At 63.4% G+C, this 25,706-nt stretch carries 29 protein-coding genes, 1 tRNA gene and 2 pseudogenes; 18 read left to right on the top strand and 14 right to left on the bottom strand.

The window, feature by feature from the left end:
* The first annotated feature begins 440 nt into the window (after positions 1–440).
* The 5 genes from ABQJ48_RS03390 (at position 441) to ABQJ48_RS03370 (ending at position 6,407) form a co-directional block, all read left to right on the top strand.
* Complete coding sequence (locus tag ABQJ48_RS03390; protein ID WP_367835951.1) at positions 441–683, top strand: hypothetical protein; 243 nt, start codon at positions 441–443, stop codon at positions 681–683.
* Between the two features lie 282 nt (positions 684–965).
* Positions 966–3,293, top strand: a complete 2,328-nt coding sequence (locus ABQJ48_RS03385) for a DUF2345 domain-containing protein (RefSeq protein WP_367835993.1) — start codon at positions 966–968, stop codon at positions 3,291–3,293.
* A 197-nt stretch (positions 3,294–3,490) separates the two neighbouring features.
* Positions 3,491–4,939: an esterase/lipase family protein gene (locus tag ABQJ48_RS03380; protein ID WP_367835949.1), complete on the top strand. Its 1,449-nt coding sequence runs from the start codon at positions 3,491–3,493 to the stop codon at positions 4,937–4,939.
* Positions 4,936–6,015: a T6SS immunity protein Tli4 family protein gene (locus ABQJ48_RS03375; RefSeq protein ID WP_367835947.1), complete on the top strand. Its 1,080-nt coding sequence runs from the start codon at positions 4,936–4,938 to the stop codon at positions 6,013–6,015. The genes ABQJ48_RS03380 and ABQJ48_RS03375 overlap by 4 nt, the downstream gene beginning before the upstream one ends.
* A gap of 20 nt (positions 6,016–6,035) precedes the next feature.
* Positions 6,036–6,407 carry a hypothetical protein gene (locus ABQJ48_RS03370; RefSeq protein ID WP_367835945.1) on the top strand — a complete coding sequence of 124 codons (372 nt, stop codon included), beginning with the start codon at positions 6,036–6,038 and terminating at the stop codon, positions 6,405–6,407.
* 240 nt (positions 6,408–6,647) lie between these two features.
* On the opposite strand, the gene ABQJ48_RS03365 is transcribed toward ABQJ48_RS03370, so the two are convergent.
* Positions 6,648–6,724 (bottom strand) — tRNA-Met (locus ABQJ48_RS03365).
* Between the two features lie 273 nt (positions 6,725–6,997).
* On the opposite strand from ABQJ48_RS03365, the gene ABQJ48_RS03360 reads away from it, so the two are divergent.
* Together ABQJ48_RS03360 and ABQJ48_RS03355 are read left to right on the top strand one after the other, a co-directional pair.
* A complete protein-coding gene (locus tag ABQJ48_RS03360) occupies positions 6,998–7,495 on the top strand; it encodes a heme-degrading domain-containing protein (protein ID WP_367835943.1) in 498 nt (165 codons plus the stop codon).
* 10 nt (positions 7,496–7,505) lie between these two features.
* Positions 7,506–7,838, top strand: a complete 333-nt coding sequence (locus ABQJ48_RS03355; protein WP_473094089.1) for a DMT family transporter — start codon at positions 7,506–7,508, stop codon at positions 7,836–7,838.
* Positions 7,839–7,878: 40 nt separating this feature from the next.
* On the opposite strand, the gene ABQJ48_RS03350 is transcribed toward ABQJ48_RS03355, so the two are convergent.
* Positions 7,879–8,256 carry a hypothetical protein gene (locus ABQJ48_RS03350; protein WP_367835940.1) on the bottom strand — a complete coding sequence of 126 codons (378 nt, stop codon included), beginning with the start codon at positions 8,254–8,256 and terminating at the stop codon, positions 7,879–7,881.
* Between the two features lie 67 nt (positions 8,257–8,323).
* On the bottom strand, positions 8,324–8,515 hold the full coding sequence (locus ABQJ48_RS03345; RefSeq protein WP_367835938.1) for a hypothetical protein: 192 nt from the start codon (positions 8,513–8,515) through the stop codon (positions 8,324–8,326).
* A 209-nt stretch (positions 8,516–8,724) separates the two neighbouring features.
* On the opposite strand from ABQJ48_RS03345, the gene ABQJ48_RS03340 reads away from it, so the two are divergent.
* From ABQJ48_RS03340 to ABQJ48_RS03325, 4 genes and pseudogenes are all read left to right on the top strand, one after another.
* Positions 8,725–8,994, top strand: a complete 270-nt coding sequence (locus ABQJ48_RS03340; RefSeq protein ID WP_367835937.1) for a hypothetical protein — start codon at positions 8,725–8,727, stop codon at positions 8,992–8,994.
* Positions 8,995–9,161: 167 nt separating this feature from the next.
* Positions 9,162–9,446, top strand: a complete 285-nt coding sequence (locus tag ABQJ48_RS03335; protein ID WP_367835935.1) for a DUF1488 family protein — start codon at positions 9,162–9,164, stop codon at positions 9,444–9,446.
* Positions 9,447–9,518: 72 nt separating this feature from the next.
* Positions 9,519–10,139, top strand: a pseudogene (locus ABQJ48_RS03330) (TetR-like C-terminal domain-containing protein); the annotation flags it as partial.
* Positions 10,140–10,186: 47 nt separating this feature from the next.
* The gene (locus tag ABQJ48_RS03325) at positions 10,187–11,323 is read left to right on the top strand and encodes an enoyl-CoA hydratase/isomerase family protein (protein WP_367835933.1); all 1,137 of its coding nucleotides are present in this window, start codon (positions 10,187–10,189) and stop codon (positions 11,321–11,323) included.
* A 94-nt stretch (positions 11,324–11,417) separates the two neighbouring features.
* Here the strand turns inward: ABQJ48_RS03325 and ABQJ48_RS03320 are convergent, their stop codons facing one another.
* On the bottom strand, positions 11,418–11,843 hold the full coding sequence (locus ABQJ48_RS03320; protein WP_367835931.1) for a hypothetical protein: 426 nt from the start codon (positions 11,841–11,843) through the stop codon (positions 11,418–11,420).
* Between the two features lie 505 nt (positions 11,844–12,348).
* Between ABQJ48_RS03320 and ssuD the strand changes: the two genes are divergently transcribed.
* From ssuD to ABQJ48_RS03300, 4 genes and pseudogenes are all read left to right on the top strand, one after another.
* Positions 12,349–13,509: an FMNH2-dependent alkanesulfonate monooxygenase gene (gene ssuD, locus ABQJ48_RS03315; protein ID WP_367835930.1), complete on the top strand. Its 1,161-nt coding sequence runs from the start codon at positions 12,349–12,351 to the stop codon at positions 13,507–13,509.
* Positions 13,510–13,573: 64 nt separating this feature from the next.
* Positions 13,574–14,410 carry an aliphatic sulfonate ABC transporter permease SsuC gene (ssuC, locus tag ABQJ48_RS03310; RefSeq protein WP_367835992.1) on the top strand — a complete coding sequence of 279 codons (837 nt, stop codon included), beginning with the start codon at positions 13,574–13,576 and terminating at the stop codon, positions 14,408–14,410.
* Positions 14,407–15,437: pseudogene (locus ABQJ48_RS03305) on the top strand (ATP-binding cassette domain-containing protein). Before ssuC ends, ABQJ48_RS03305 begins: the two are co-directional and overlap by 4 nt.
* 47 nt (positions 15,438–15,484) lie before the next feature.
* Positions 15,485–15,700 carry a TOBE domain-containing protein gene (locus ABQJ48_RS03300; RefSeq protein WP_367835929.1) on the top strand — a complete coding sequence of 72 codons (216 nt, stop codon included), beginning with the start codon at positions 15,485–15,487 and terminating at the stop codon, positions 15,698–15,700.
* Positions 15,701–15,731: 31 nt separating this feature from the next.
* Here ABQJ48_RS03300 and ABQJ48_RS03295 read toward each other — a convergent pair whose 3' ends face one another.
* Positions 15,732–15,995: a hypothetical protein gene (locus ABQJ48_RS03295; protein ID WP_367835928.1), complete on the bottom strand. Its 264-nt coding sequence runs from the start codon at positions 15,993–15,995 to the stop codon at positions 15,732–15,734.
* 424 nt (positions 15,996–16,419) lie between these two features.
* Between ABQJ48_RS03295 and ABQJ48_RS03290 the strand changes: the two genes are divergently transcribed.
* Together ABQJ48_RS03290 and ABQJ48_RS03285 are read left to right on the top strand one after the other, a co-directional pair.
* On the top strand, positions 16,420–16,617 hold the full coding sequence (locus ABQJ48_RS03290; RefSeq protein ID WP_367835926.1) for a hypothetical protein: 198 nt from the start codon (positions 16,420–16,422) through the stop codon (positions 16,615–16,617).
* A gap of 88 nt (positions 16,618–16,705) precedes the next feature.
* Positions 16,706–16,948 carry a DUF6566 family protein gene (locus tag ABQJ48_RS03285; protein WP_367835991.1) on the top strand — a complete coding sequence of 81 codons (243 nt, stop codon included), beginning with the start codon at positions 16,706–16,708 and terminating at the stop codon, positions 16,946–16,948.
* A gap of 318 nt (positions 16,949–17,266) precedes the next feature.
* Here ABQJ48_RS03285 and ABQJ48_RS03280 read toward each other — a convergent pair whose 3' ends face one another.
* Positions 17,267–17,533 carry a hypothetical protein gene (locus ABQJ48_RS03280; RefSeq protein WP_367835925.1) on the bottom strand — a complete coding sequence of 89 codons (267 nt, stop codon included), beginning with the start codon at positions 17,531–17,533 and terminating at the stop codon, positions 17,267–17,269.
* Positions 17,534–17,950: 417 nt separating this feature from the next.
* On the opposite strand from ABQJ48_RS03280, the gene ABQJ48_RS03275 reads away from it, so the two are divergent.
* A complete protein-coding gene (locus tag ABQJ48_RS03275; RefSeq protein ID WP_367835923.1) occupies positions 17,951–18,271 on the top strand; it encodes a hypothetical protein in 321 nt (106 codons plus the stop codon).
* A 136-nt stretch (positions 18,272–18,407) separates the two neighbouring features.
* On the opposite strand, the gene ABQJ48_RS03270 is transcribed toward ABQJ48_RS03275, so the two are convergent.
* The 8 genes from ABQJ48_RS03270 to ABQJ48_RS03235 form a co-directional block, all read right to left on the bottom strand.
* Entirely contained in the window at positions 18,408–18,761 is a 354-nt protein-coding gene (locus tag ABQJ48_RS03270) for a RidA family protein (RefSeq protein WP_367835921.1), read from the bottom strand.
* A 77-nt stretch (positions 18,762–18,838) separates the two neighbouring features.
* The gene (locus ABQJ48_RS03265) at positions 18,839–19,984 is read right to left on the bottom strand and encodes an NAD(P)/FAD-dependent oxidoreductase (RefSeq protein ID WP_473094093.1); all 1,146 of its coding nucleotides are present in this window, start codon (positions 19,982–19,984) and stop codon (positions 18,839–18,841) included.
* A gap of 10 nt (positions 19,985–19,994) precedes the next feature.
* Positions 19,995–21,401 carry an FAD-dependent oxidoreductase gene (locus tag ABQJ48_RS03260; protein ID WP_367835918.1) on the bottom strand — a complete coding sequence of 469 codons (1,407 nt, stop codon included), beginning with the start codon at positions 21,399–21,401 and terminating at the stop codon, positions 19,995–19,997.
* Positions 21,391–21,771, bottom strand: a complete 381-nt coding sequence (locus tag ABQJ48_RS03255; RefSeq protein ID WP_367835917.1) for a (2Fe-2S)-binding protein — start codon at positions 21,769–21,771, stop codon at positions 21,391–21,393. Before ABQJ48_RS03255 ends, ABQJ48_RS03260 begins: the two co-directional genes overlap by 11 nt.
* Positions 21,772–21,779: 8 nt before the next feature.
* On the bottom strand, positions 21,780–22,916 hold the full coding sequence (locus ABQJ48_RS03250) for an NAD(P)/FAD-dependent oxidoreductase (RefSeq protein WP_367835916.1): 1,137 nt from the start codon (positions 22,914–22,916) through the stop codon (positions 21,780–21,782).
* The gene (locus ABQJ48_RS03245; RefSeq protein WP_367835915.1) at positions 22,913–23,710 is read right to left on the bottom strand and encodes an ABC transporter permease; all 798 of its coding nucleotides are present in this window, start codon (positions 23,708–23,710) and stop codon (positions 22,913–22,915) included. The genes ABQJ48_RS03250 and ABQJ48_RS03245 overlap by 4 nt, the downstream gene beginning before the upstream one ends.
* A gap of 16 nt (positions 23,711–23,726) precedes the next feature.
* Complete coding sequence (locus ABQJ48_RS03240) at positions 23,727–24,599, bottom strand: ABC transporter permease (protein ID WP_367835914.1); 873 nt, start codon at positions 24,597–24,599, stop codon at positions 23,727–23,729.
* Positions 24,586–25,665 (bottom strand): ABC transporter ATP-binding protein, encoded by a 1,080-nt coding sequence (locus tag ABQJ48_RS03235; protein WP_367835912.1) that lies wholly within the window; start codon positions 25,663–25,665, stop codon positions 24,586–24,588. The genes ABQJ48_RS03240 and ABQJ48_RS03235 overlap by 14 nt, the downstream gene beginning before the upstream one ends.
* Positions 25,666–25,706 lie beyond the last annotated feature (41 nt).

Here is a 25,706-nt window from a genome sequence, read left to right as displayed (position 1 = left end):
CGTTGCTTTCTACAATCCGGTGCGCCTGCACTCCACGTTGGGCTATCTGTCGCCCGCCGCCTACGAGGCGAATCCGACAGCGAAAGAACCTGTCTACCTGTCCGAAATTAGTTGACCACTACAGAGTAATTGTGTAACGGAGAATCAACCGATGAGGGGAATTGCACGCGTGTTCTTCGCGACGATGCTGGAATGCTCAGTGGCTGCGTCGTGGGCCAGCCGAGAGGCTGTATCGATGTGTCGGTTGCGAGTGGAAACTATGCCGAGGACCATGTCTATGACTTCCGGATTCACACTCAGTATGAACAGCTTGCATTGGCTGCTGTTCACACACGCGAAATGCAGAGACGCCAGCTAGAAAAACTTGTCAAACTTGCGACCTAGATATACAGGATTCCTATCTTTGACAAGTGGAAAAAGGCATAATGCAACGAGCACTGTTGGAGCTGCTGGTCGATACCAGTGAGGATTACCAGCAGGCCAACGAATGTGGATTGGAACTGTTTCAGGCTTTCGCGCTTGACGCGAAGAACGCATATCAAGGCCGCATGACCACTGACCAGGCTATCCGACTTCTGACCGAAGCGCGACAGAGGCCATTTCCACTTCCTACTGACGACGAGCCGCAACCTGCCGCGTCAACCGGAAAGGCGCGAGCCATCGAGCCTTTTTCCATTGTGTAGCCATGAAAGTATGTGCCGTGAATCGATCGCTTCACGTTTCTGTCAATGTTTGTTAATTCTTGATTATCTCGATTTGATTCCGTTGACCTGCCGGAATTTCAATGGTCAGTTAACGGGTTCGGCAGCTAACGCTGCGACGCTGGTCTTTTGGAGGAGCAGGGAGTGGCAGAGTTCGATCCTTTACGCCAAGGTGTAACGGGACATCAGGCGTATTTTCTTGAAGTTCCAGGAACGGCCAGCGCGGCGGCCCTGTCGGTCATCTCGTTCAAGGCAACCGAGAAGATGAGCGCACCGTCCGAAGTGATTATCGACGTGACACACCCTGAACAGCTTTCACGCGCCGATTATCTGAACCTTGATGCGACTTTTAGCATCGTGCCAAAAGATGGCAAAGCGCGAAAATTCAGCGGCTTCATTGAGCGCTTTTCCACGATTCAAACCACGAACGACTATGTAAAGTATGAGATCGTCCTGAAGTCGCATATTGGGCGGCTCGCCGCAGTTACCAGGAATCGGATTTTCCAGCACGCGTCAACGCCCGATATTCTGGCGGAAATCCTGCGCAGTCACGGAATGCGTGAGCATCAATTCAGTTTCCGTCTGCGCCGCCCGTACCCGCAGCACGCGTTCCGTATGCAACACGGTATGAGCGACGCAGCATATGCCCACATGCTCCAGGAGAAAGCGGGCATCTATAGCTATATCCAGCAAACGGAATACGGCGATCTGGTGGTCTACGCAGACGATCAGGATCATTACATTTACGACGAGCCGCAACGCATCGTTCCGTACCACGCAGCGGCGGGACTTGAGGCAGGCGGCGTCGAGGCAGTGACGGCGATCAAGACCCATGCCGTCACCGTGCCGCAGTCGTTCATGGACGCGGATTACAACCCGGAGAAAGCGTGGGAGCGTCTGAGAGACGAAGCCAACATTGCCCCTGGCGATTCCACAACCTACGGTCAGCCCTATATTTATGGTACTCACCACCTCGATCAGGCGGGCGCGAAGTGGGAAGCGCAATTGCGGCATGAAGCGGCCATCGCCTGGCAGGTTGTCTACGAAGGCGAAAGCAATGTTTTAGCCTTGCAGCCGGGCTACGTGCTGGAAACAGATATCGTCTTGCCCGATGCGCCGAAAGGCCAGTTGATCGTCAAGGTCACACACAGCGGCGCGCGCGATGCCTCCTATTCGAACAGCTACACGGCGATACCCGCCGACCGGCGCTTCCGTCTCAAACTCGAGCCGGAAACCTGGACGAAGGTGACCGGTACACTTTCAGCGCGTGTCACAAGCCCGGACTCGTACTCATACGCGTACATCACGAAAGACGGCCACTATACGGTACGTTTTGATGCGGACTTCGAGACATGGCCTAACGGTGGCGAGAGCGTACCGCTAAGACTGGCGAAGCCGTTCGCGGGCAAGGGGCAAACCGGTATGCACTTCCCCGCCCTGAACGATGCCGAAGCCGTGATCACATGCCGCGACGGCGACCCGGACAAACCTGAAATCGTCGCGTTCCACCATCACAGCCAGGCGCGCGACCTGGTGACGAATGACCGGCGCTGGCTCTCCCGTAACGTGATCCGCACGCAGAAGAACAACAAGCTGCGCATGGAGGACTGGGCGGGCCAGGAGGGTATCAAGCTGAGTACGGAACACTCGGGCAAGTCGCAACTGAACCTCGGCTACCTGGTGAACAACAGGCTCGAATACAGAGGTGAAGGCTATGAGCTTCGCACGTCCGGCTATGGTGTGAACCGCGCGGGCAAGGGTCTGCATCTGACGGCATACGACCGCCCCGGCGCGACGGGTCAGCAGCTCGACATGCAGGAGACCATCGCCCAGCTTCAGAGCGCATTGGCGACTGCGAAGGCGCTCGCGGCTTGCGCCAGCAGCGCGAAGGCCGAGCCTGCCGACACTGACGCGCAGCAGCAGATGAAAGAAGACTTAGACGGCCTGAAACAACCCGGGCTGTTGATGAGCACCCCGGCATCGGCGGCTTATGTCGCGGGTGGTGGCATGCAATTCGCGGCACAGGACAACATCAACGCCGTCGCAGGGAAGAGCGCCGACTGGAGCGTGCTGAAACGCTGGACAGTCGCAGCAGGCGAAAAGATATCGTTGTTCGCGCAGAAGTTCGGCATCAAGATTTTTGCAGCCAGAGGTCCGGTCGAGCTTCACGCGCAGAGCGGCCCGATGTCCGTTACTGCGGACAAGGACGTAACCATTGCGAGCGTTAACGGCACGGTGCATATCAGCGCGAAGAAGGAACTTACGCTCGAATCTGGCGGCGCATTCGTCCAGATCAAGGACGGCAGCATCACTGTGGGCGGGCCATTTGACCTTTTCATCAAGACGATTACGGTCCAGAAGAAGGGCGCGCAATCGTTTGCTGAATCGGTAAACGCTTGGGGCCATGCAAAATTCGATGAGCGATTTGCCCTCAAGTGGCCGTTTGATGGAACGCCTATTGCCAATCGCAAGTTTTCCATTACACGCGAGGATGGCACTGTAATTCGCGGCATAACCGACGCGGAAGGCAAAACCGGCTTGCAAAAAAGCCTGCTGGTTGAAGGTATGCAACTGCGTATCCACCGCGACTAAACAGTCATTCATCGTTATTCGCCAGGCAGCGTAAAGCACTGCTAATCGTCTGTTAAACACGATCGGTCAAGAGCCGACCGGAGGGACTTCGCATGGCCACTGTTGAACGCATCATTTCGCCCACGATCGCCGACGACGGCTGTGTGCACTATTCGTCCGTGACATCGGCTCCCGACGACAGTACCGCCGTGTGCTATATGGTGCCGGATCGCATCATTCCCGTCATTTTTGTGCCGGGCGTCATGGGGTCGAACCTGAAGCGCAAGGGGCCGCCGGATGCGGTGTGGCTGCTCGACAGCGCGACGACTGCCGCGCCATGGATGACCAAAAGTGCCGCGCTACGCAAGCGCGTGCTCGATCCCGACCAGACCGAGGTGTATGGCGGCGGCAAGATTCCGTCCGGCACGGCGCAAACGGAAGGTGAGTTGCAACGCCGCGGTTGGGGCGAAGTTGCATGCATGAGCTACGCCGAGTGGCTGGTGTGGCTTGAAAATGCGCTCAATGACGCGCACGCGGGCACCGATTACGGACGCAAGGGGGTGCGCGAGAGTCTGTGCCGGCTGGTGACGCCAGGTCTCGAACCGCTTGAACGGGCCGAGGTGTCGTTATCTTATAAGTACCAGTTTCCGGTTCATGCGGTTGGCTATAACTGGCTGCAATCCAATGCGGTGTCGGCGCAGCGGCTGGCTGCGAAGATAGACGAATTCACGAAGTACTATCGGGAAAAACGGTATCGCTGCGAGAAGGTGATCCTGGTTACCCATTCGATGGGGGGGCTGGTCGCGCGCTACTACTCGGAGGCGATGGGGCATCGCGACAAGGTGCTCGGCGTCGTGCATGGCGTAATGCCCGCCACGGGAGCGGCGGCTACCTATAAGCGGATGAAGGCGGGTACGGAAGGTGTCGCCGGTCTCGCACTCGGTCCGGATGCAGCGGCAATGACGGCTGTTGTCGGCAACGCTCCCGGGCCGCTACAACTTCTGCCGAGTCCCGAATACGGAATGGGCTGGCTCAAAATCAGGGATGGCGAGCAGTTCATCGCCTTGCCGCGAGCCGATCCGTACAGCGAAATCTATACGGTGCGCGGCGCGTGGTGGGGGCTGTGCGATGACAGGTTGCTCAATCCGCTTGATCCGGAAAAAAAGACCATAGCTCGGGATTGGAGCGACTTCGAGAACACTATAAAGAAGAAGGTGAAAACCTTTCATGCACGGATAAGTGGCAGGTATCACGCCAGCACGTACGCCTTCTACGGCGACGATGAAAAGCACAAAGAATACGGCGATGTGAGATGGGTCCAGCAGGCCCCGTCGCTGTTGCGTGGCAATGCGCCTTCGCTTGCCAGCCTGCTAGAAGGCCGGGCGAGTGACGATCCGGGCACTGGCGGGCAACTCGTGAAGGCCACGAGTGGCGGAAAGCCTTCATTTGGACAGTTCTTGTTGAGCGATGCCGACGAAAGGGGCGACGGCACAGTGCCTGTGCGATCCGGCCGAGCACCCGGCTGCACGGCACGGGTCTGCGTAGCCATTCCGGGTATTGAGCATGAGGGCGGCTACAAGCCGGATGCGACGCGCCGCTTCGCGCTGTGGGCCATTACCAGGATTGCGCAGAACGTGAAAGGCACCAGCCTTGAGTACAAGGCATGAAGTGCCTGCGCGCAGGACTGACCGTCTGCATGCTGGTCGCGCTCGCCGCGTGCGGGAACAAGCCCGTGCCATTGACGCAACAGGAGAAACAAACCGTGAACGAATTGACGGCCAATCTGAAGACGCGATGTGTAGGCCGCTACCTTATCGATATGCCCGAGGGCATGCATGTTTCCGGCTATGCAAAGATACAAGGCGTCGACATTGAAACGAAAGCAATGTCGCGTGATGCGTATCAGCGGCAGATCGCAAAGCGAGGTGCTGAGTTAAAGGCGACAACGAGCGTTGATGCACACCCGTTCCTGTACGCGGACGGCGAGGCGTGGGCCGACAACACACGGTACTTTATCTATCGCGGCACCGTTTATGATGATCCGGGTAATCGGATCATCGAAGCCTACAAATGGGACCGTGGCTATCGAATCAAAATGAAAATCGAGGCGAGTGACTTTACGCATCCGGACCAGACAAGTGATCCGATCGTCAAACAAATGACCGTGAAGAATGACGTACCCAAAAAGACGGGTCTGGTGTTTGAGTTGCTTGAAAAAGTCCGTGGCCGTGCCGACGACGAAATCCCAACCGAACCCGGCTTATGTTTCTATGGGGGCTTCCTCCCAGCGAAGGCGGGAAGCGAAGAGGACGTGAGCACGCAGTACGTGCTCAAGGGTCGGGACGACATCAATTTTGCAATCGACACGACTCCCGACCTTAGCGAGAACACGACGCTGTTGCAGCGCATCGACACCGCGGAAGTCCGTGAGCAACTGAAGGCGGCGGACGGTGTGCTCATCCGGAAAGGATCTGTCGATCTGTCAGGCCTGAACGCACAGGAATGGCTGATCGAAGGCCGCCGACCCGGGGACGGACGCGGTAACTCATTTTCCCTTGTCGTCAACGAGACTACGAGCGGCCCTTTCGCGCCGTTCCTGTCGATGGATCTGACCACTGGGGGACAGGTGCAGATCCATGACCGGTATATCAAGCTCGACAAGGCGTCACTGACAACGGGCGAAACCGTCGCGCTATGGGATGCAGTGTCGCGCACAGTTCGGCCACGTCCAAACGGCTTTTAACCCCGTTGCGAGCAGCGCTCTTGTCATCTTCGGAAATCGAGCGCCGCCGCGACGAGTTGCCGTTCTTCATGTCGCCGGAAGCTTATGCCCCTGTTCTTGAAAGCAACTCGGGGCAGTTTAGTATCGCCACCGAGATAGCCGACCATAGGAGGGCAATGCTCTGCTTCCTGTCGTGCATTGATGCGCTAATCGAGACCGAGCAGTTCGCGCGGCTTGGCCATACCTGGCACGTCAAGCTCGCGTCGCAGATCGACCAGGACCTCTTTCGCAACAGTGACGGTCACGGAGTCATTGCAGACGTGCATCTCGGATGGCCAGCGTCTGACCGCCGTATTGTCCCCGGGCGCGCATATGAGTCGATATGGTCGGACACTGCGTCACTCGTTGAGTGAGCCGTTCGCCTTCAATGTTGATGCGGCGTCGCTCGGCGCGGTTGACCATAGTCACGCGCACGCTCGCCTGTTTGCATGGCTGAAACGTCCGAGAGCGCCGTGCGCTGAAGCGACGGGCTATGCCTCGCCGACAACGCCGCCCACGGTCCGCGATATTCAACGCTTTCGCGGCTACACCGGTTACAGACACCAAAAACAAAAAAGGCTTACACGCCAATGCGTTGTAAGCCTTGATCTGCTTGGTTGCGGGGGTAGGATTTGAACCTACGACCTTCGGGTTATGAGCCCGACGAGCTGCCAGACTGCTCCACCCCGCGTCCGTCGAAGAAAAAATTATAGGGCAACGTGAACGCCAATGCAATAGCTATTTAAGAACCGGCTTTGCTGCGCACCTGAGCGCTCGGCAAGTCGCTCGGCCAATCGCAGCGGCTTTGAACGCATACCTGGACTGTACGGAACGGCCTCGCTACCACAAGTCCCGAATGCCCCCACCAAACGCTGCGCTAGAATCCAGGTTCCCAGACGCTCGCCGCCAGGCATGGACAAACAACGGACAGCGAGCGCGCCACCTCTCACCTTGCTCCGAACCCATGGATATCGCTCACGATCTGCAGGTCATTGCCGCACAGGAACAAGCGTTGGTCTTCCCCCGGTTCGACGCCGACCGTGCCTGGCAAATCGGCGCTTATCTTCACGAGGTCGCCAAGGCGCGCGGCATCGCGGCGGCCATCGACATTCGCACCTTCGGTCAGCCGCTGTTCTTCAGTCTGCTCGCCGGCGCCACACCGGACAACGTCGATTGGGCGCGTCGCAAGGGCAACACCGTCGCGCATTTTCGTCGCAGTTCCTATGCAATCGGCCTGCAGATGCAGCAGGCTGGCAGTACGCTCGCCGACAAATATGGCCTGCCTGTCTCGGAGTATGCGTCGCACGGCGGCGCGTTCCCGTTGACGGTCGCCAACGCGGGCGTCATCGGTTCGGTCACGGTCTCGGGCCTGCCTCAGCGCGCCGATCATGAGCTGGTGGTCGAGGCGCTGTGCGCGCAACTCGGCCACGACTACAGCAAACTCGCGCTCGCCAGGGCCTGAGGCGATGCGGGTGCCTCCCTTTGCTTTGCTCGCCATCGCCATCGTCGCCGAAGTCATTGCCACCTCGGCGATGCGCGCGTCCGACGGCTTCTCGCGAGTGCTGCCCTCGACGATTGTCGTGCTCGGCTACGGCGTCGCCTTCTATTGCCTGTCGCTGACGCTCAGGAGCATTCCGGTCGGCATCGTCTACGCGGTGTGGTCCGGCGCGGGCATCGTGCTAATTACGTTGGTCGCGCTAGTGCTCTACCGGCAGGTGCCGGACGTGCCCGCGATCATCGGGCTTGGACTGATCGTGGCGGGCGTCGCCGTGCTGAACATCTTTTCGAAGATGCAGGCGCATTGAACCGGCGTTCAGCCATGCGATGCCGGCGCTTTGCCGAGGCTTACTTGCAGCGCACGATCATCGAACGGTTTTTCACGTTGGCCGACACGACGTTTGTAATGCTGCCGCCCGCCGAACCGCCTTCGTCGTTATCTTTCGACACGATGTCATAGCCCGTCGCCCCGCATGCCTGGCCGGCCTGCACGTAGCACGAAGCCCAGCTCGACGCGGCGTCCGCGCCGCTGCAATTCACGGCGAAACCGGTCTGGCCGTTCGGCAAATTGATCAACGACGTCGTGTTCGACGATGCGCAGCCAGCGAGTCCCGCGCCCAGCAATACGGCACTGGGCAGCGTCGCCCACACGCCGATTTTGCGCACGAGGGAAAACCTGTTGGAGCGCAAGGGGCCGGGGCGGCGCGGTCGCGTCATGAGATGCATCGTGGTGAGTCCTTTCAGATAGATAAAGGGAGGCTTGCCGCTTGCGCGTGAAGTGCCGCGCCGAACACTACGGTGTTTCGATCGTGATGCCCGCCGCGCTGACCTGGCGTCGGCTTTCGGTGCCGCTTTCGGCAGCCGCGTCCTCCCAGATGCTGATGGCTTTCGGAATGTCGATGCCGCGGCTTTCGGCGTACTCGAACCATACGTTCGCCGCATCCGGCTCGGGCAGTTCGTGGTTGTGCAGAAAATATTTTCCCATATCCCGCTCGCTGGTCTCTAAATGCGTGTTTGCGGCAGCACCCGCAGTGCCAACCATCGGCTTCGACCGGCGCAACCCACGCAAGTGCAATCCGCTGCATTCGTACGTGACGCGTCGGTCGAACTTATCCGCGTGCGAGGCGCCTTAGTGACGCAGGGCTCGCCGCTTTCGCGCGCGTCCGACCAGCAATCGCAATCAGGAGAAAGACTATGGCTGAACGGGTCAGCGGCCCTTATCGCGGCTACTACATCAGCGCCGCCGCGCGCCTCGTGCCGGCGGGCGATACACCCGGTGCGGCCGCGGGCGGCACTTACGTCGGATCGGTGAGCCTCGCCGAACATGGCCCGGACGACGTTCACCGGATCGAAACCCTGCTCGAGCTCGGCGACGATCGGCGCTTTGGCAACGAAGAGGAGGCGCTGCAGTTCGTCGAGCAGGCGGCGCGCGATTATGTGGATCGTCTGCTGGGCGCGCAGTGATGGCGATGCACGACTCACGGAAGCCGCCCGCCAGATGCGTCGGCGAGGGCGGTCCACGCGCTGGACCACGGTCCGCACGCGCGAGTACCATAGCGGGGTCGACGGCGGCGGGCTCGACGGCTGCCGCCGACGCCGCTTTCCTGCACGAACCTTCTGATGAGGCGACCATGGAAATACGGTTTCCCGCGGACGCGCCTGCTTACCGCGGTTCCAATCTGACCGTTGTCTTTGCCGCGCTGGTGGACGGCGAGCCGGTGCCGTGCGCGATTTCGGTGGAAGCGCTCGAGGACCACTTTGGCGCCTACTCCGAGGACCGCGAAGGCTGGCTGCGCGCGTTCGACGCCGGGCGCACCCGCATCGAGGCGGTGGCGCGCGAGCACTTGCAGATCAGCAACGGCACGCCTGTGCTGTTAAAGAGCGGACACTTTCCGCCCGGCAAGGTGGCGGGGTAGGTCGCGCGCAGGTCCCCACCCATCGGCACAGCCCCCGAACCGCGAGCCCTGATTCAGGCCGTTTTGGCGGTGCTTTGCGCCATCGCCGATCCGGCTGAACGGCTCAAGGCGCTCGGACGCCCGTACGTCGCGTTCGGCGTCGCAAATCCGCGGACGTACCGGCTGATCTTTATGGAGGACCCGAGCTATACCGGTGCGGCGCTGGATGGGGCGGCTCGTGCGTCGAATGCGTCCGGTGCGTCAGGTGCAGCGCAAGCCGGTGCGTTCACCGGCAAAGACGAGGCTATCGCGACCGGGGCGCCGCTCGCCGCAATCGAACCGGCAGCGGGCACGACGGGGTCGGCAACCAGTCCCACAGCAAGCGTTGCACCAGCCACTGCCGCCGACGACCCCGGCGCCGCCGCTTTGCAGATCATGCTCGCCGCGCTCGAAGAGCTTCGCGCTGCGGGACGCTTGCCGGCGTCGATGGATGCGGCCGTATGGGCCCAGGGGATGTGGGCCACGCTGCATGGAATCGTCGCACTGAACCTGACCTGTCCGGTGTTTCCCACGGCGCCACTCGACACGGTCGTGGCCGTCGCACTGGATGCCTGGCTGGGTCGTGCGGCGCCATTGCCGCATTCAGGGCCAGCCAAAGCTATGCCGAGAAAGCTTTCGGGCGCCGGCGCAAAACGCAAATCTCCGACCACGTGATAACGTTCAACTCCATTTCCACTTTACGCCGTCGCGTCCCGCTCCCTATGTCCATATCCGCCTCGCCTGCCGTCAGCGACGAAGTCGCGACTTATGTAGCCAACCGCATCGGCTTCATCGAACTGGACCGGCCCAAGGCGCTCAACGCGCTATCGACCGGCATGATTCGCACGATGCACGCGGCCCTGGATCAGTGGCGCGAAAGTCCCGACGTGCTCGCCGTCGTGGTGCGCAGCCGGCATCCGCGCGCGTTTTGCGCCGGCGGCGACGTCCGCTTTCTGTACGAGTCGGCGCAACGCGGCGAGCATGAAGCGCGCGACGTGTTCTTTACCGAGGAGTACCGCCTCAATCACGCGATCTTCACGTATCCGAAGCCGTATATCGCGCTGATGAACGGCGTCGTGATGGGCGGCGGCATGGGCATTTCACAGGGCGCGCATCGCACGGGCGGGCTGCGCGTCGTCACCGGTTCGACCAAGATGGCGATGCCCGAAACGCGCATCGGCCTCTTTCCCGATGTCGGCGCGAGCTGGTTTCTGGCGCGCACGCCCGGCGCGATCGGCCGCTATCTGGCGGTGACAGGCGAGGCGATCGGCGCGGCCGACGCGCTCTACGCAGGCCTCGCCGACGTCTACATCGACGACTCGGCGCTGCCCGCGCTGGTCGACACCTTGCGCAGCGAACCGTTCGAGCGTGGCGCCGACGTCCTCGCCTGCGTCGCGCGCGAGGCGCACGCGCATCAGGTCGACCCGCTGCCGGAGGCTTCGCCGCTGGCCAACGCGCGTGCGCTGATCGACCGGCACTTCGCGCTGCCGGACATGACGCGCATACTCGCCTCGCTCGAACGCGAGCGCGAACATGCGGGCGATGCGCAGGAGTGGGCCGAGCAGACCATCGCGGTGCTGCGCGAACGCTCGCCGCTGTCGATGGCCGTGTCGCTGGAAGTGGTGACGCGCGCCGAGGAGTCGATGGCCGACGTGCTGCGCCGCGATCTCGATCTGACGCGTTCGAGCTTCGCGATCGGCGATACGGTGGAAGGCATTCGCGCGCGCATCATCGACAAGGACAATGCGCCGCGCTGGCGCTTCGCCCGCATCGAGGACGTGAGCGCGGCCCATGTCGAGAAGATGTTCGAAAGCCCGTGGCCGGCGCACGAGCACCCGTTGCGCGATCTGCGCGGTTAAGCAGCGCGGTTCAAGCAAAGGCGCTGATGCCGGCGGGGTCGCCGACGTAACCGTTCGACCGCTCGAGGCGACGCGGTCGACGTTGTCAACCCGCTCACGCGTCGTCTTCGCTTGCCATGAACGCGCGCATGAACACCAGCGCGCCCCAGCCCCACATTGCGTTGGCCGCGAAACCCACCGCCAGACGCGGCAGCATGTTGCCGCTTGGCCAGATGCCGCGCAGCGGATCGATCACGAACACGCTCGCGGCGGTCAGCACGATGCCGCCGAACACGAAGGCTTCCACCCATGGCGCGCGCCGCTGCGGCGCGACGCGCAGCAGCCATGCCATCAACACGGCCCACACCGCGCTCCCTATCGCATTCGCGATGAACTCAGGCAGTCCCAGCGGCAAAAACGGTGCAGTCGAAAAACCGGTCGGCTCGATCATGCCGGCGGCGTGCATCAGCGCCAGTGTCGATTCGTGGAAGAACAGGGATGCCAGGAAGCCGGCGACGAAAGGCAGGATGAGTTTTTGCATGCATTGCACCGCCAAAATACAGGCGGCGTGATTCGCAGGGCCTGTACCGGGTTATTGGAACGTGCGCCATTATATCTACGCGCACTGCGTTTCCCGCGTGCACAACGCGCAACACCTGAACGTCGGGGCGTCGGCTAATCGCGGAAATGGAAAACCTAAGCTGGAAAAAATCGTTCAAAAGCCGCGGCGCGATCCATAGACTGTTTCTCTAGGCAGACGGCGTTGGTGGCCGTCGCCGTTTAATCGAGCGCGCATGCGCACGTTCTGGTCGAGGGAAGCCGTCACGATGTCCTGCCTGATGCCGATCTTCATCCGCTGCCGTAGGGACACGTGCCGCTGCTTGCGCCGTCGTGCGTAGCCGGCGCCAATGGCGCCCATTTTTCCCGAGACATTTTGACGTTGGATCGCCGCGCCGCGTGTCGGCGCGATGCACGCGGCCGGCCTTTGCGCATGGCTGCCCTCCAGCGTCTGCGTCGATCTCAGTTAGCACCGGCAGGAGCCGCATATGAATATCTTCTGGTTCATTCCGACTCACGGGGACAGCCGCTATCTCGGCACTTCCAAAGGCGCACGCGCAGTCGATCACGACTACTTTCAGCAGATCGCCATCGCCGCCGATACCCTCGGCTATGAAGGCGTTCTGCTACCAACCGGCCGTTCGTGCGAAGACGCGTGGGTCGTCGCGTCGAGCCTGATCGGCGTGACCAGACGCCTGAAGTTTCTGGTGGCGATCCGCCCTGGCATTTCGTCGCCGGGCCTCGCGGCGCGGATGGCGGCGACGTTCGACCGGCTGTCGAATGGTCGTTTGCTGATCAACGTGGTGACGGGTGGAGACGCGGCCGAGCTGCAAGGTGACGGCGTGTTCGTCGATCACGACACGCGCTACGAAATCACCGACGAATTCCTGCATATCTGGCGCAAGCTGCTCAGCGCGTCGCATGCCAAAGAGGCCATCCAGTTCAACGGCAAGCATCTGTCGTCGAAGGGCGGCAAGACGTTGTTCCCGCCGGTGCAGCACCCGCATCCGCCGCTGTGGTTCGGCGGGTCGTCCGCGGCCGCGCATGAGATGGCCGGTGAGCACATCGATACCTATCTGACGTGGGGCGAGCCGCCCGACGCGGTGGCCAGGAAGATCGCCGACATTCGCGCCCGCGCAGCGGCGCACGGCCGTCAGATCCAGTTCGGCATTCGTCTGCACGTGATCGTGCGCGAGACCGAAGATGAAGCGTGGGCCGCCGCGGACAGACTCATCAGCAAGCTCGACGACGACACCATCGCACGCGCGCAGACCTCGTTCTCGAAGATGGACTCCGAAGGCCAGCGCCGCATGGCCGCGCTGCACGGCGGCAAGCGCGGCGGGCGCGCCGAGCTGGAGGTGTATCCGAACCTGTGGGCCGGCGTTGGCCTCGTGCGCGGCGGCGCGGGCACGGCGCTGGTCGGTAATCCCGAACAGGTAGTCGCGCGCATGAAAGAGTACGCGCAGCTCGGCATCGATACGTTCATTCTGTCTGGCTATCCGCATCTCGAGGAGTCGTATCGCTTCGCGGAGCTGGTGTTTCCGCTGCTGCCGAACCGGCGCAACAAGGTTTCGAATGGACCGCTTTCCGGGCCCTTCGGCGAGATCGTCGGCAACGAACACCTACCGAGCCTGGCGAGCGCAAGTTGAACGGTGCGCAGTGCGTTCCGGGGTTTCGACACCCAGGGTTTTCGACAAGCAAAGGAAAGCAATGATGACGCCATTCACCATGAGTGCGGGCAGCGCTGCCAGGGCTCGCGCCGGTGTCAGCGCGCTGCGCCGGGTCGGCAGGCATCTCTCGCCTTGGCTCGTGCCGCTCGCAATGTTGCTGGCGTGGGAATTCGCCGCGCGCAGCGGCGTGCTGTCGACGCGCGTGCTGCCCGAACCGCTCGCGGTCGTGAAGGCGGCGTGGTCGCTGATCCAGTCCGGCGAAATGTGGGCGGACGTGAAGGTGAGCACGTGGCGCGCGGTGTCGGGGTTTGCGATCGGCGGCGCAATTGGACTCGTGCTCGGGCTCGCGACCGGTCTTTTCAAGCCCGCCGAAATCGCCCTGGATTCCACCGTGCAGATGGTGCGCAATATTCCGGCACTCGCGATGATTCCACTCGTGATCCTGTGGTTCGGCATCGAGGAGCAGGCCAAGGTGTTCCTCGTCGCGCTGGGCGTGTTCTTTCCGATCTACGTGAACACGTTCCACGGTATCCGTTCCGTTGACGCGAACCTGATCGAAATGGCGCGCAGCTATGGCGTGCGGGGCCTGCCGCTATACCGGCACGTGATTCTGCCCGGCGCGTTGCCGTCGATTCTCGTCGGCGTGCGCTTCGCGTTCGGCTTGATGTGGGTCACGCTGATCGTCGCCGAAACCATTTCCGCGCAGTCGGGCATCGGCTATATGACGATGAACGCGCGCGAATTCCTGCAGACCGATGTGGTGGTGGTCGGCATCTTGCTGTACGCCGCGCTCGGCAAGCTCGCCGACGCGTTCGCAAAGGGCCTGGAGCGCGTGTCGCTGCGCTGGCATCCGGCCTATCAACGAGGAGCAAAAGTATGAGTGCAACGACTTTGCCGGCGTCGTTGGGCGGTGCTGCGGGCGATCTGCGGACTGGGCTCGCGCAAGCGCGGATCGTCGATCGCCATGCGGACGAGACGGCGGGCTGTGCGCAGTCTGAAGCGGCGTACGCAGCACAAGTCGCCACTGCGCAACAAGCAGCACGAGAGCCGGACCGCGCGCGCTCGAACAACGCTGTGCCACGCACGAACGGCGAGGCGGCCGACTACTCGGTGCAATTGCGCGGCGTCGCCATGCACTACGGCGAACGCATCGTGTTGTCCGGTTTCGATCTGTCGATCGAGCGCGGCAGTTTCGTCGCGATCGTCGGGCGCAGCGGCTGCGGGAAGTCCACCTTGCTGCGGCTCATCGCCGGACTCGAAAACGCCAGCGCGGGCGTACTGGACAAGCGCAGCGCCGACGGCGGCCCGCTCGACACCCGCATCATGTTTCAGGACGCGCGCCTGCTGCCGTGGAAAAGCGTGCTGCACAACGTGATGCTCGGACTTGGCCGCAGTGCCCGCGAAGAAGCGCGCGCAGTGCTTGCCGAAGTCGGTCTGCTCGAGCGCGCCAACGACTGGCCCGCGCAGCTTTCCGGCGGTCAGCGTCAGCGCGTGGCGTTGGCGCGGGCACTCGTGCATCGTCCGCAATTGCTGCTGCTCGATGAGCCGCTCGGCGCGCTCGACGCGTTGACGCGAATCGAAATGCACGCGTTGATCGAACGCTTGTGGCGCGAGCATCGCTTCACCGCGCTGCTCGTCACGCACGATGTGCATGAAGCCGTGGCGCTCGGCGAGCGCATTCTGCTGATCGAAGCAGGGCGCATCGCGCTCGATCAGCCGGTGCCGCTTGCGCGTCCACGCGCGCGAGCGTCGGCGGGCTTCGCCGCGCTGGAAGCCCACGTATTGCAACGCGTACTCAAGAGCGCGCCGGACGACGACGCGCTGCCTCATCGTGCCCTCATCGTCCATTCGACGCGCTTGGCGAAGGCCGCCCGAGCTGGCCGACAGACGTCCGCTGGGCCGTCTGAGATTGCTTGACCAACTGTTCTCTACCACTTCTTCGGAGCCGCTCGCTATGACCATTACCGCAATCAACGTTCGCAATCAATTCAAGGGCAAAGTCAGGGAAATCATCCGCGGTTCGGTGGTGTCGGAAGTCGACGTCGAGACGCCCTTCGGCATCGTGACCTCCGTGATCACCACGCGCTCGGTCGACGAACTCGAACTGAAGGTCGGCTCGGAAGTCGTCGCGCTGGTGAAATCGACGGAGGTCTCGATCGCGCGGCTGTGACAGCGGCAGTGGGATGACGATGGAGCCGGCGTTACTTCGCGTTCGCGCCGCTCGCAGGCGGCTCGTGCATCATCCTGTCGTTGGTCGGCTTGCGCGGGCGCTTGATCGGCATGTTGTCCGGATTGCTCGAGCCGCCCGAGCCGGAGGCCGTCTCAGGCCGTTTCACCATTGACGCGCTGCTGTCCTGCGGCGCTGTTTTGGCCGTTTGTGCGAGCGCCGCCGCGCCGCTCGTCGCGGCCAGCACGAGCGCGAGCGCGATGCTTTCGGCCAGGGTGGTCCGTCTGCTTCGGTTCATCGGGTCCTCCTTTGCGATCCCGCTGCTGGTTTTGCTGCGTTTGCCCATATCCTGATAGACCTGAAGGCTTGCCGAAGATTCGCAGGCATTTGCGTAGTGCTGAGCCGCGCCGTGCTTCGCTGTACCGGGCTGCGATAAGGTGAATCAGCGGCGATGTCGGGTGGTCGCCGAGTTGTGGGTCCTGGGTGGTGGGTCGGGGCAGACGCAGCGTTGCCTGATTTGTGCGTTGTCGTGTAGGGCGGGCCAACGCCTGTCCACGGCTTTCGCCCCGACTGTGTCGCATGCTCCGGGCCGCACCCAGCCTACAGACGTTTGTGCGCACGCGCCATGTCAGCCTCGATCGCGCCTGGGTTCGGGTCGAAACGCGTCTGCATACGCCGTCCAAACTTGCTAGGATGAATTGAACATTCCGGCGGAGACGGCCATGTCGAAGTCATTGAGTCCCGAAGCGGTAGAAGCCTTGCGGCGTCTGAATGACGTCGGCGTTGGACAGCCGGCGCCCAAACTCTCGCAGTCCGTCGCAGCGGAATTGCTCGCGAGCGGTCTGGTCGCCGAAGAAAGCGGCGCGGACATCCAGATTACTTGTAGCGGCCGACAGTATCTGTCCGGCGATTGCGATTGATCGTCGGAAAAAGCACGGCCGAGCAGCGTGGCTGGATGCCGCGAGCGGTATGGGCGCGCCCATTCATCAGCGACACGGGGAGGCGAACGTGAAGCCGAAGGGCCTCGACATGGGGGATTACGAGGAGCGCTATCGGGACTACGACATCGAGGTCGCGGTCGAGCAGGTGCTCACGGGCGTCAAGGCGCATTTTCGGGTGCTCAAGGGCGATGCAGTCGTGATCGATTGGCGCCTCGTGCATATCGACAGCTTGTGGTCGACCGAGCATGCCGCGGCTGAGGCGGCCTTCCGTGCGGCGCGTGAGTTGATCGATGCGGGCCTTGCCGCTTAGTCGCAGGTCGATTGATGGGCGCGGCGAACGGCGCTAAGCCGACGGACTATCGCGCCGCGGCTTGATTCGGACATTGCGCGGGGAATAGCTCGCCGATCTTGCATGCAGTGCCGGACTGCGCTGCCGTAAACCGCTAATAGCATCACCTACCGCAATCAGCGAAAGCCGCCGACGCGGCCTCGCGGGGGGGGGCGCGCGAGGTCGCACGGCCGCCGCATCGCGCCGCCGTAAACGCAACCAGGCGCCGGCATCAGTACAGCATGCGCGGCGCCTGGTGGATCGGCCGCCCTCGCGGGCGGCCGATTCGACGGCTGGTGCTTAGTGGCCGAAGAAAACCGATTGCGGGCCCGAAGCCGGCTGGCGCGTCCCCGATTGCGACGACACGTTCTTCACGCCGCCGTATGCGTTCGAGTCAGCGTTCGCACGTTCGGCGGCAACGGTTTGCGCATTTTGACCTTGCTGCGAAGCCGGTGCGCCGACCGACGGACGGTAAAACGGCGCCGGGCCGTAGCCGCTGGCAAAAGCCGGGGCGGCGATCGAGGCAGAAGCGGCAACCAACAGGGCGGCGATGAGCTTGGTCTTCATGGTATGACTCCGATAACGTTTCGATTTCAGTTCAGGAAGGCGTCGCAGGAGGTGGGTGTTGTCTGCAACGTCGATGGAATGCAGTGTATACCCCTACTATCGAAAAATTGTGCCGATAATCTGAAATTACTGTTCCCCGTTTCGGAATAATCACTCGAACGCTGATTCGGTCGCGCTAGACGGAGGCGGACCGTCGTGACCGGACAGTCGGAGACACAAGCCTTGAAAGGCTTTAGAAGGAAGTCGGGATGATTCGGCGTCGAAGATCGAGGGAGGGCAGACGTCAAAGCTCATGTCGCCGAACGCGTTCCAACCCAGGCAACGCCAATCCTGCGGCACGCTCGTTGCTGGATTCATGGTCAAGCAGGCGGCGAACGTCTGCGTCCCTATTCCAGTGCGATCAAGGAGGCACGGATCATGAGCAAAGCAACCAGCATGTTAATCGCGGCCGTCGCCGCGCTGGCCGTGTCGGGCGGCGCCTATGCGCAGACGGCGGGAGGTTCGAGCGGCAGCGGTTCGTCAGGCAGCACGGCCAGTCCGGCAAATCAGGTGAACGGTGGAACGGGCGGCTACGGCACACCGGGGACCACGAACTCGGGTAGCGGCATGTCCGCCACGTCGCCGAATACGGGACTGCCGAGCAGCACCAACAGCACTTCGACGTCTGGCACCAGCGCCCCGAAGAGCAACAACACGCTGGCGACCCCTAGCGTAGTGTCGCCGGCCGCCGGCCAATAAGAGCTGGTGCATTGAGCGGCCCACCGGCCACTCAATGCACTCCCCGCCGCGCAGACCTACGTAATTCGCTTTCGGCATGTGCGCGGGCCAGTCGATCAGCGAACAGCAAAACGGGCCCACGCACTAACACCGCACATCAAGCCAGCGCCACCACGGCAATCTCGACAAGCAACTCTTGCGCCGCCAGTTTTGCCTGCACTGTCGCACGTGTTGGTGCACAGCCCTGTGGAACCCAAGCGTCCCATACCTCGTTCATACCGGCGAAATCGCGGCTAATGTCCGCAAGCCAGACCTGCGCGGAGACGAGACGCGTCCTGTCGATGCCAGCCTTGTCCAGAAAGCCGTCGATCTTCTCGAGGACTCGCGCGGTCTGAACTTTCACGTCGGGCGCGTGGTCGGCCGACGTTTGGCCGCCAATGAACACGAGGCCCCCCGCTTTGACGACGCGGCTCATACGCTGATTGGTTTCGATACGAACGATATCGGTCATGAACATCTCTCCAGTTGAAGTCGAACGAGACCGTCGCGCGCCGACTGAACGCGCGTGACGGAGAAAAAAGCAGGCGATCAGTGCGCGACGAGCTGCGCAGCGCGTGAGGACGGCGAGGCGCGGCCGAAGCGATCGACAGCGAAGGCATCGAGCGCAATCGACGGCGCGCCGTCGAGTATCAGTTCGGACACGAGCTTGCCGCAGCCCGGCCCGAGCTGAAAACCGCTGCCGCAATAGCCGAACGAGTAGTACAGGTTCGCCGCCTTGCGGCTCGCGGAAATGACGGGCAGTTCATCTGCGGTGAAGGCTTCGACGCCGGCCCACGCGCGATTGACACCGAGATGGCGCAGATGCGGAAACAGATCGGTCACGGTCTGCGCGCTGCGCACGAGTCGGGCGAAATCGACTTCGCCGTGACGATTCGCGAGGTCCGCGATGCCGATCAGCTTGCCGCCGATCACCACCGTACCGTTGTCGAACTGCTTGAACGACAGCGGCCTGCCGGTTGCGCCAAGCGTCGCGCGGCAAAATGGCGCCACCCGATGAGTGACCATCAGCATCAAGCCTTCGGGATGCAGCGGCACGGGTTCACCTACCTGCTTCGTGAGCTCGCCGGACCAGGCGCCTGCGGTGACGAGCAACTTCTGCGCGCTGAATGTGTGCTGCGGCGTCGTCGCGACCCAACGCGTGCCACGCTGTTCGATACGGCGTACCGGCGCGCCTTCCAGGAACCGGCATCCCAATCGTTGCGCGGCGAGCCGGAACGCGGTCGTCGTACGGTAGGGCAGCGCGAAGCCGTCGCGCTCGACCCAGATGCCGCCGGTGACATGCCGCGCGAGCGCCGGCTCCAGTTCGAGCACCGCCTTGCGGTCGATCACCTTCTCGTGCGTGAATCCATGCGATTCGAGCAACGCGACGCGCTGGCGACAGGCTTCCAGCTCGTCGTCCGTTTCGGCGATTTTCAACTGGCCGGATGGCACGAACCCGCCGTCCTCGCCGAGCAGATCGCTCATGCGATGCCACAGTTCGCGCGACATCAGCGCGAGCGGAATTTCGGGCAACGGACGGCCCAGCGTGCGCACGCCGCCCGCGTTGACGCCCGACGAATGACGCGCGACGTAGTCGGCTTCGAGCACGATCACCGTCGCGCCACGCCGCGCCATGTGGAACGCGCTGCTGGTGCCGTGCAATCCGCCGCCGACCACAAGGACGTCGGCCTCCATGTGGGTGCTGTCACTCACCGGCGAGTTCTCCCAGCGTGAGCGGTTTGATCGGCGGGCGGATGCGGTAATAGCCGACTTCGGCGGGCGACACGCGTCGCGCGTCGGCGATCACCTCCGTGACGGTAAGGCCGCACATGCGCCCCTGACACGGTCCCATTCCGCAGCGCCCGAACGATTTCGCCTGGTTCGGTCCCACGCAGCCCAGCTCGACGAACTTGCGCAACTCGCCCGCGGTGACTTCCTCGCAACGGCAGACTATGGTCTCGTCGCGCGGAATACGGTTGCTCGCGCGTGGACGGTAGAGGCTGTCCAGAAACGGCCGGATGCGCATGACGTCTGCGAGCGCGCGGCGCTGCTGAGCGGCTTCGGTGTCGCGCGATGCGGCGCTGATGGCACCCAGCTGCGAAGCGGCCGCAAGTCCCGCGAGCGACCCTTGCAGTGCGGCGGCCTGCGCGCCGCCAATGCCCGCGCCATCGCCCGCTACGAAAATGCCCGGCACGTCGAGCTCGCCCCATGCATCCACTTGCGGTGTGAAGCAGAGTTGTTCGTTGTCCCAACGATGTGTGGCGCGCAGCGCCTGCGTGAATTGCGTGTTCGGCACGACGCCCTGATGCAGGAGGATCACGTCGGCTTCGATGCGATGTGCCGTGCCTTGCGTCGTGAAGCGCAGCGCGGCGGCGCGTTCGGCATGATCCGCGCCGGTGCGTGCTTCCGCGCGCAGATCGTCGGCCGCCTCGAAGATCGGCACGCCGGCTTCGCGCAGCGTGCGGATCAGTTGCAAGCCCTTGCTGAGCAACGGCCACGCGCGCAGCGCCGCGAACACATGACGCCTGGCACGCCAGCGATCTTCATGACGCGTGGTGTCGACCAGTGCGCGAATCGGCACGCCGGCGCGCACGTATTGCCAGCCGAGCAAATAGAGCAGCGGTCCGCAGCCCGCCAGCACCGGCGCCGCGGCGGGCACCTCGCCCGCGCTTTTCAGAAGGATCTGCGCCGCGCCCGCGCTCAGCACGCCGGGCAGGGTCCAGCCGGGAATCGGAAAGGGTCGCTCCAACGCGCCGGTCGCGAGAATCACGCGTCGTGCGTCGAAGCTGCCGATCTTGCCGTCCCGTAGATAATTGACGCCGCGCTCGCGCGTGACTTGCCACACGCTCGCGTTGATCAGGTGGCGCGCGCCGCAAGCGGCGAACGCATCGGCGATGGCGGCGCCCGCGGCATAGTCGGGGCCGAGAATGTCCTTGCGACGCGGGTCGGCGCGGCCAATGCCGCGATAGATCTGGCCACCCACGGCGTCCTGTTCGTCGATCAGGACGGTTTTGAGCCCCGCGTGCGCGGTGCGCGTCGCCGCGCTCATGCCGGCGGGACCGGCACCCACCACCACGACGTCCACCGGTTCGGAAGCGAAATCAGCGGCCATGCGCATTCTCCAGCGGTGCATCACTCGATTCAGTCACGGTCGCGGGCGGCAGGTCGCGCGCGCCTTCCTGCGAGCGGATCCGCATGCCGGCCTTCACCTCCACCATGCAGCTCTGGCGGCTCGGCACGCCGTCTATTTCGACGAGGCATTCGAAGCACGCGCCCATCATGCAGAAAGGCGCGCGCGCTGCGCCGGACACGGGCGTCGCACGAAAGCGCGACACGCCCGAGGCGAGCAGCGCCGCGGCGACCGAGCGGCCGCCGGGCACTGAGAGCGGTTGATCGTTGAAGCGGATGTCGACGTTCGCGGCGGCTGCACTTTGCACATCGGCTAGCGGCTTGAACAGGGTAGGGGTCGATTGGGAAGTCATATCGAGGGTCAGTGAGCGGGAGTCAGTTCTCGGGCGTGCTCGAAGCGGCGCGCGGAAAAAGCGGGCAATTCGTCGGGAATCGGCGCGCCCATGATCCACGGGGCGATCCGCAACGCATGCGCGGCCGCGAGCGTCACGCCGCTATGACATGTCACGACGAACGCGCCGGGATGCGTGTCGGACTGGTCGTAGATCGGAAAGCCGTCGGGGCTATAAACGCGCAGCGCGGCCCACATGCGGATGAGCCGCACGTGCTGCAACATCGGGAACGCGCGCACGCCGCGCCGGGCGATGTCGGCCAGCACGGGCGTGGTGGTGAAGTCGTTGAAGCCGACTTCCTCCATCGAATCGCCGAACTGCACGGTGCCCTCGTCGGTCTGCCGCACGTTGAGCGTCGGATAGTCGAGAAAGCGCGTGACGCGTTCGCTCACCAGCACCTGTCCGCGATTCGGCGCGACCGGCGCATCGAGTCCGACGAACGGCGCGAGCGCGCGATTGCCGAGGCCGGCAGCGAGCACCGTGCGCGCCGCGCGATAGGTGCCACGTCTGCCGTGCACGACGAAACCATCGCCTTGCGGCTCGATGCGCTGCGCGTGTTCACCCGGCACCAGCCGCACGCCACGCGCCTGCATCGCGGCGTGCAGCGCGCGCAGGAGCTTGAGCGGATTCACGTGACCGTCCATCGGCGTATAGCTCGCGCCAAGCACATCGGGGCCGATCTGCGGGATGCGTGCGCGGACTTCGGCGGCATCGAGCATCTGATATGGGTAATCGCCGAGTTCGGCTTGCAGCGTCGCGAGGCGCTCGTGGCGTTGCGCGAGTTCGTCGTCGCTGAAGCAGAAATGCAAGCCGCCTGGCTGACGCAACGCGACGTCCACGCCGGTTTCCTCGAGCAGCGCTGCGGCGAGCATCGGCCAGCGCGTGGCCGAACTGCGCGACCAGCGCGCGTACGGCGACAGGCCGTAGCCCTTGCCCTGAATCCAGACGAGGCCGAAGTTGCCGCGCGAGGCGCGCAAGCTGCCGTCGTCCTCGTCGAGCACGGTCACCCGCGCGCCTTTGCGGGCGAGTCCATAGGCCACCGCGGAACCGACGAGGCCGCCGCCGAGCACGAGCACGTCGGGACTCGCGCTGCTTGTCAACGTCATTGCGCTTCTCCGATCAGAATGCGATCCAGTCCCACCATCCGATCGAGCAGGATCATCAGCAGGACAGTGCCGACGATCAGCACCGCCGACACCGAGGCGACGAGCGGATCGATTGTCTGCGCGATCTGGTTGTACATGGCGACGGGCAGCGTGGTGGTGCCCGGCGTCGCTACGAAAATGGTCATCGTGAGTTCGTCGAAACTCTGGATGAACGAGAGCACCCAGCCGCCTGCCACGCCGGTGCGGATCATCGGCAGCACCACGCGGCGAAACGCGGTGAAGCGGCTCGCGCCGCACGAGAGCGCGGCCCGTTCGGCATCGCGATCGAGTCCGACCGCGGAGGACAGCGCGAGCCGCAGCGCGTACGGCAGCACGATCACGACGTGCGCACAGACCAGCGACCAGAACGAGCCCGACAGATGCAGCAGCGACAGAAAGCGCAGAAACGCGATGCCGAGCACGACGGCGGGAATCATCATCGGCGACAGGAAGAAGCTGGTGAGCGCGGCGCGGCCGGGAAAGCGATAGCGCGCAATCGCGAGCGCCGCAGGCACCGCGAGCACGACGCCGATGGTCGCCGAAGCCAGCGCGAGCCGCACCGAGAGCCAGAATGCGGAAACGATGTCGTCGTTCTGCAGGATCGCGCGGAACCAGCGTAGCGACGCGCCATCGAAAGGCATCGAGATGTAGCCTTTGTCGGTGAAGGCGACGAGCATGACCGCCGCGAGGGGCGCGACGATGAAACTCAGGAAGAGCACGTTGTAGACGCACCCGAGCATGCCGTTCTGTTTCATGTTCGCTCTGCCTCGCTCAGTCGAAGATGTGCCGCAAGCGGCGTTCTGCCAGACGGCTGCAACCCATCACGATCGCCACGTTGGCGATCAGCAGCAGCACGGCGATACTCGCGCCGAGCGGCCAGTTGAGCGTGCCGAGGAATTCGTCGTACGCGGCCGTGGCCACCACTTTCAGCCGGCGCCCGCCGATCAGCGCGGGCGTCGCAAAGGCGGAAGCGGACAGCGCAAACACGATGATCGAGCCCGACAGCACGCCCGGCATGATCTGCGGCAGCACCACGCGGCGCAACACCGCGAGCGGTGAGCCGCCGAGCGAGCGGCCGGCCCATTCGACCTGCGGGTCGAGCTTCTGCATGCTCGCCCATACCGACATCACCATGAAAGGCACCAGCACGTGCGTGAGCGCGATGATCATGCCCGTCATCGTGAAGACCAGACGCACCGGTTCGCTCGTGACATGCAGCGACTGGAGCAGGTTATTCAGCACGCCGTTGTTGCCGAGCAGGATCTGCCAGCCGAGCGTGCGCACCACCACGGAAATCAGCAGCGGACCGAGCACGACCAGGAGACACAACGACTGCCACGGGCGCTTCATGCGAGCGAGCACAATGGTCTCGGGCACGCCGAGCACGATGGACAGCAGGGTGACGGCGAAGGCAAGACCGCCCGTGCGCAGGAAGATCGTGCCATAGTAAGGATCACTAACCACTTGCCAGTAGTTCGCGAGCGTATAGGCCGACGTGACGCCGGCCACGTCGCTGAAGACACGAAACGACAGCATCAGCGTGAGCAGCAGCGGCATCAGCAGCAGGCCGACGAACAGCAGCAGCGCGGGCCCCGACAGCAGCCACGGCGCGGCGCCGGGGCGGCCGTCTTCAAGCGTGGCCATGAGCGCTCTCCTGATCATCTTGCGTGAGCACGCGCAGGTCGTCGTCGGTCCAGGCGAGACCCACTTCGTGACCTTCCTCGGGCGGCGGCGCGCCGAGGTTCGGCTGGGCGACGCGCAGCCTGCCGAGTTCGGTTTCCACTTCCAGCAGCCATTGATTGCCGACGAACACCCGCGTCGTGATACGGCCGCGCACGCGGGCGTCGCCATTGGCCAGATGCACCTTCTCCGGACGGATATAGACGTTGACGCATCCACCGACCTGACGGCCCTCGTGCGGCACATGCAGCGTGGTGCCCGCCACCGCCACCTCCGCGCAACGCAGATTGCGGCGCAGCACTTCACCGGCAAACGCATTGGTGCGGCCGAGGAAGGTCGAGGCGAACGGCGTGGCGGGCCGCTCGTACGCGTCGTAGGGTGTGCTCAGCTGCGCAATGGCACCGCGATGCATCACCGCGATGCGATCGCTCATGGTCATCGCTTCGACCTGATCGTGCGTGACGAGAATCGTCGTGATGCCCAGACGCTTCTGGATGGCGCGCAGTTCGATGTGCATCTCCTCGCGCAGCTTCGCGTCGAGGTTCGACATCGGTTCGTCGAGCAGCAGCAGTTCGGGCTGCATGGCAATGGCGCGCGCAATTGCAACGCGCTGGCGCTGGCCGCCCGACAGCTCTTTCGGATAGCGGTGGCCGAGGCCATCGAGGCGCACCAGCGAGAGCGCTTCGGCCACGCGCGCGTCGCGCTCCTTGCGCGGCACCTTGCGCATCTCCAGCCCGAAGCCGACGTTGCCGGCGACGCTCATGTGAGGAAACAGCGCGTAGCTTTGAAACACCACGCCGATGCCGCGCTTTTCCGGGCGTTCGTGGGTGATGTCGCGGCCGTCGAGCAGAATCCGGCCGGTGGTCGGCGTGACGAAACCCGCAACCATCTGCAGGGTGGTGGTCTTGCCGCAACCGGATGGCCCGAGCAGCGCGAGCAGTTCCCCGCGTTCGACGCAAAGATCGAGCTGCTCGATCGCGGTGAAATCGCCGTAGCGCCTGGAAATGCCTTGCAGAGTCAGAAAGGCCATGCGCCTTGCTCCTTCATCAGATCGCGCGCCGCGCGAATAAC

Origin of the sequence: Paraburkholderia suaedae, assembly GCF_040812055.1 — a bacterium.
Taxonomy (GTDB): domain Bacteria; phylum Pseudomonadota; class Gammaproteobacteria; order Burkholderiales; family Burkholderiaceae; genus Paraburkholderia.
This window is presented reverse-complemented; position numbering and strand designations above follow the sequence as displayed.

What these genes read in the sequence shown, in the direction of transcription:
- ABQJ48_RS03385 (WP_367835993.1), top strand. Translation starts at nt 966, where the DNA reads ATGAGCGCACCGTCCGAAGTGATTATCGACGTGACACACCCTGAACAG.
- ABQJ48_RS03380 (WP_367835949.1), top strand. Translation starts at nt 3,491, where the DNA reads ATGGTGCCGGATCGCATCATTCCCGTCATTTTTGTGCCGGGCGTCATG.
- ABQJ48_RS03375 (WP_367835947.1), top strand. Translation starts at nt 4,936, where the DNA reads ATGAAGTGCCTGCGCGCAGGACTGACCGTCTGCATGCTGGTCGCGCTC.
- ABQJ48_RS03360 (WP_367835943.1), top strand. Translation starts at nt 6,998, where the DNA reads ATGGATATCGCTCACGATCTGCAGGTCATTGCCGCACAGGAACAAGCG.
- ABQJ48_RS03350 (WP_367835940.1), bottom strand. Translation starts at nt 8,256, where the DNA reads ATGCATCTCATGACGCGACCGCGCCGCCCCGGCCCCTTGCGCTCCAAC.
- ABQJ48_RS03345 (WP_367835938.1), bottom strand. Translation starts at nt 8,515, where the DNA reads ATGGGAAAATATTTTCTGCACAACCACGAACTGCCCGAGCCGGATGCG.
- ABQJ48_RS03340 (WP_367835937.1), top strand. Translation starts at nt 8,725, where the DNA reads ATGGCTGAACGGGTCAGCGGCCCTTATCGCGGCTACTACATCAGCGCC.
- ABQJ48_RS03335 (WP_367835935.1), top strand. Translation starts at nt 9,162, where the DNA reads ATGGAAATACGGTTTCCCGCGGACGCGCCTGCTTACCGCGGTTCCAAT.
- ABQJ48_RS03325 (WP_367835933.1), top strand. Translation starts at nt 10,187, where the DNA reads ATGTCCATATCCGCCTCGCCTGCCGTCAGCGACGAAGTCGCGACTTAT.
- ABQJ48_RS03320 (WP_367835931.1), bottom strand. Translation starts at nt 11,843, where the DNA reads ATGCAAAAACTCATCCTGCCTTTCGTCGCCGGCTTCCTGGCATCCCTG.
- ssuD (WP_367835930.1), top strand. Translation starts at nt 12,349, where the DNA reads ATGAATATCTTCTGGTTCATTCCGACTCACGGGGACAGCCGCTATCTC.
- ssuC (WP_367835992.1), top strand. Translation starts at nt 13,574, where the DNA reads ATGACGCCATTCACCATGAGTGCGGGCAGCGCTGCCAGGGCTCGCGCC.
- ABQJ48_RS03300 (WP_367835929.1), top strand. Translation starts at nt 15,485, where the DNA reads ATGACCATTACCGCAATCAACGTTCGCAATCAATTCAAGGGCAAAGTC.
- ABQJ48_RS03295 (WP_367835928.1), bottom strand. Translation starts at nt 15,995, where the DNA reads ATGAACCGAAGCAGACGGACCACCCTGGCCGAAAGCATCGCGCTCGCG.
- ABQJ48_RS03290 (WP_367835926.1), top strand. Translation starts at nt 16,420, where the DNA reads ATGTCGAAGTCATTGAGTCCCGAAGCGGTAGAAGCCTTGCGGCGTCTG.
- ABQJ48_RS03280 (WP_367835925.1), bottom strand. Translation starts at nt 17,533, where the DNA reads ATGAAGACCAAGCTCATCGCCGCCCTGTTGGTTGCCGCTTCTGCCTCG.
- ABQJ48_RS03275 (WP_367835923.1), top strand. Translation starts at nt 17,951, where the DNA reads ATGAGCAAAGCAACCAGCATGTTAATCGCGGCCGTCGCCGCGCTGGCC.
- ABQJ48_RS03270 (WP_367835921.1), bottom strand. Translation starts at nt 18,761, where the DNA reads ATGACCGATATCGTTCGTATCGAAACCAATCAGCGTATGAGCCGCGTC.
- ABQJ48_RS03265 (WP_473094093.1), bottom strand. Translation starts at nt 19,984, where the DNA reads ATGGAGGCCGACGTCCTTGTGGTCGGCGGCGGATTGCACGGCACCAGC.
- ABQJ48_RS03260 (WP_367835918.1), bottom strand. Translation starts at nt 21,401, where the DNA reads ATGGCCGCTGATTTCGCTTCCGAACCGGTGGACGTCGTGGTGGTGGGT.
- ABQJ48_RS03255 (WP_367835917.1), bottom strand. Translation starts at nt 21,771, where the DNA reads ATGACTTCCCAATCGACCCCTACCCTGTTCAAGCCGCTAGCCGATGTG.
- ABQJ48_RS03250 (WP_367835916.1), bottom strand. Translation starts at nt 22,916, where the DNA reads ATGACGTTGACAAGCAGCGCGAGTCCCGACGTGCTCGTGCTCGGCGGC.
- ABQJ48_RS03245 (WP_367835915.1), bottom strand. Translation starts at nt 23,710, where the DNA reads ATGAAACAGAACGGCATGCTCGGGTGCGTCTACAACGTGCTCTTCCTG.
- ABQJ48_RS03240 (WP_367835914.1), bottom strand. Translation starts at nt 24,599, where the DNA reads ATGGCCACGCTTGAAGACGGCCGCCCCGGCGCCGCGCCGTGGCTGCTG.
- ABQJ48_RS03235 (WP_367835912.1), bottom strand. Translation starts at nt 25,665, where the DNA reads ATGGCCTTTCTGACTCTGCAAGGCATTTCCAGGCGCTACGGCGATTTC.